The sequence below is a fragment of the Pseudomonas crudilactis genome (assembly GCF_013433315.1).
In the GTDB taxonomy this organism is placed as follows: Bacteria; Pseudomonadota; Gammaproteobacteria; order Pseudomonadales; family Pseudomonadaceae; genus Aquipseudomonas; species Aquipseudomonas crudilactis.
In genome coordinates this window covers 1-3,128 of the sequence record NZ_WXVV01000044.1, presented here as the reverse complement: position 1 = coordinate 3,128, position 3,128 = coordinate 1, and the positions used below count along the sequence as shown (strand labels likewise).

The window sequence follows — 3,128 nt, the reverse complement described above, 5'->3', positions numbered from 1 at the left end:
CGTTCTTTAAAAATTTGGGTATGTGATAGAAAGATAGACTGAACGTTACTTTCACTGGTAACGGATCAGGCTAAGGTAAAATTTGTGAGTTCTCTTAGTTGAGAAATTCGAATTTTCGGCGAATGTCGTCTTCACAGTATAACCAGATTGCTTGGGGTTATATGGTCAAGTGAAGAAGCGCATACGGTGGATGCCTTGGCAGTCAGAGGCGATGAAAGACGTGGTAGCCTGCGAAAAGCTTCGGGGAGTCGGCAAACAGACTTTGATCCGGAGATGTCTGAATGGGGGAACCCAGCCATCATAAGATGGTTATCTTGTACTGAATACATAGGTGCAAGAGGCGAACCAGGGGAACTGAAACATCTAAGTACCCTGAGGAAAAGAAATCAACCGAGATTCCCTTAGTAGTGGCGAGCGAACGGGGACTAGCCCTTAAGTGGCTTTGAGATTAGCGGAACGCTCTGGAAAGTGCGGCCATAGTGGGTGATAGCCCTGTACGCGAAAATCTCTTAGTCATGAAATCGAGTAGGACGGAGCACGAGAAACTTTGTCTGAATATGGGGGGACCATCCTCCAAGGCTAAATACTACTGACTGACCGATAGTGAACTAGTACCGTGAGGGAAAGGCGAAAAGAACCCCGGAGAGGGGAGTGAAATAGATCCTGAAACCGTATGCGTACAAGCAGTGGGAGCAGACTTTGTTCTGTGACTGCGTACCTTTTGTATAATGGGTCAGCGACTTATTTTCAGTGGCGAGCTTAACCGAATAGGGGAGGCGTAGCGAAAGCGAGTCTTAATAGGGCGTCTAGTCGCTGGGAATAGACCCGAAACCGGGCGATCTATCCATGGGCAGGTTGAAGGTTGGGTAACACTAACTGGAGGACCGAACCGACTACCGTTGAAAAGTTAGCGGATGACCTGTGGATCGGAGTGAAAGGCTAATCAAGCTCGGAGATAGCTGGTTCTCCTCGAAAGCTATTTAGGTAGCGCCTCATGTATCACTGTAGGGGGTAGAGCACTGTTTCGGCTAGGGGGTCATCCCGACTTACCAAACCGATGCAAACTCCGAATACCTACAAGTGCCGAGCATGGGAGACACACGGCGGGTGCTAACGTCCGTCGTGAAAAGGGAAACAACCCAGACCGTCAGCTAAGGTCCCAAAGTTATGGTTAAGTGGGAAACGATGTGGGAAGGCTTAGACAGCTAGGAGGTTGGCTTAGAAGCAGCCACCCTTTAAAGAAAGCGTAATAGCTCACTAGTCGAGTCGGCCTGCGCGGAAGATGTAACGGGGCTCAAACCATACACCGAAGCTACGGGTATCATCTTCGGATGATGCGGTAGAGGAGCGTTCTGTAAGCCTGTGAAGGTGAGTTGAGAAGCTTGCTGGAGGTATCAGAAGTGCGAATGCTGACATGAGTAACGACAATGGGTGTGAAAAACACCCACGCCGAAAGACCAAGGTTTCCTGCGCAACGTTAATCGACGCAGGGTTAGTCGGTCCCTAAGGCGAGGCTGAAAAGCGTAGTCGATGGAAAACAGGTTAATATTCCTGTACTTCTGGTTATTGCGATGGAGGGACGGAGAAGGCTAGGCCAGCTTGGCGTTGGTTGTCCAAGTTTAAGGTGGTAGGCTGAGATCTTAGGTAAATCCGGGATCTTAAGGCCGAGAGCTGATGACGAGTTACCCTTTGGGTGACGAAGTGGTTGATGCCATGCTTCCAAGAAAAGCTTCTAAGCTTCAGGTAACCAGGAACCGTACCCCAAACCGACACAGGTGGTTGGGTAGAGAATACCAAGGCGCTTGAGAGAACTCGGGTGAAGGAACTAGGCAAAATGGCACCGTAACTTCGGGAGAAGGTGCGCCGGTGAGGGTGAAGGACTTGCTCCGTAAGCTCATGCCGGTCGAAGATACCAGGCCGCTGCGACTGTTTATTAAAAACACAGCACTCTGCAAACACGAAAGTGGACGTATAGGGTGTGACGCCTGCCCGGTGCCGGAAGGTTAATTGATGGGGTTAGCTAACGCGAAGCTCTTGATCGAAGCCCCGGTAAACGGCGGCCGTAACTATAACGGTCCTAAGGTAGCGAAATTCCTTGTCGGGTAAGTTCCGACCTGCACGAATGGCGTAACGATGGCGGCGCTGTCTCCACCCGAGACTCAGTGAAATTGAAATCGCTGTGAAGATGCAGTGTATCCGCGGCTAGACGGAAAGACCCCGTGAACCTTTACTATAGCTTTGCACTGGACTTTGAATTTGCTTGTGTAGGATAGGTGGGAGGCTTTGAAGCGTGGACGCCAGTTCGCGTGGAGCCATCCTTGAAATACCACCCTGGCAACTTTGAGGTTCTAACTCAGGTCCGTTATCCGGATCGAGGACAGTGTATGGTGGGTAGTTTGACTGGGGCGGTCTCCTCCTAAAGAGTAACGGAGGAGTACGAAGGTGCGCTCAGACCGGTCGGAAATCGGTCGTAGAGTATAAAGGCAAAAGCGCGCTTGACTGCGAGACAGACACGTCGAGCAGGTACGAAAGTAGGTCTTAGTGATCCGGTGGTTCTGTATGGAAGGGCCATCGCTCAACGGATAAAAGGTACTCCGGGGATAACAGGCTGATACCGCCCAAGAGTTCATATCGACGGCGGTGTTTGGCACCTCGATGTCGGCTCATCACATCCTGGGGCTGAAGCCGGTCCCAAGGGTATGGCTGTTCGCCATTTAAAGTGGTACGCGAGCTGGGTTTAGAACGTCGTGAGACAGTTCGGTCCCTATCTGCCGTGGACGTTTGAGATTTGAGAGGGGCTGCTCCTAGTACGAGAGGACCGGAGTGGACGAACCTCTGGTGTTCCGGTTGTCACGCCAGTGGCATTGCCGGGTAGCTATGTTCGGGAAAGATAACCGCTGAAAGCATCTAAGCGGGAAACTTGCCTCAAGATGAGATCTCACTGGAACCTTGAGTTCCCTGAAGGGCCGTCGAAGACTACGACGTTGATAGGTTGGGTGTGTAAGCGCTGTGAGGCGTTGAGCTAACCAATACTAATTGCCCGTGAGGCTTGACCATATAACACCCAAGCAATTTGCGCTTAAAAGCCAGATTGCGGTGTGTGAAGACGAAACGAACCGAAAGTTCGA

Annotated in this window: 1 rRNA gene; it reads left to right on the top strand. The window is 51.1% G+C overall.

The features are described from left to right. The first annotated feature begins 163 nt into the window (after positions 1–163). Positions 164–3,057, top strand: a 23S ribosomal RNA gene (locus GTU76_RS29685). The last annotated feature ends 71 nt before the right edge of the window (positions 3,058–3,128 follow it).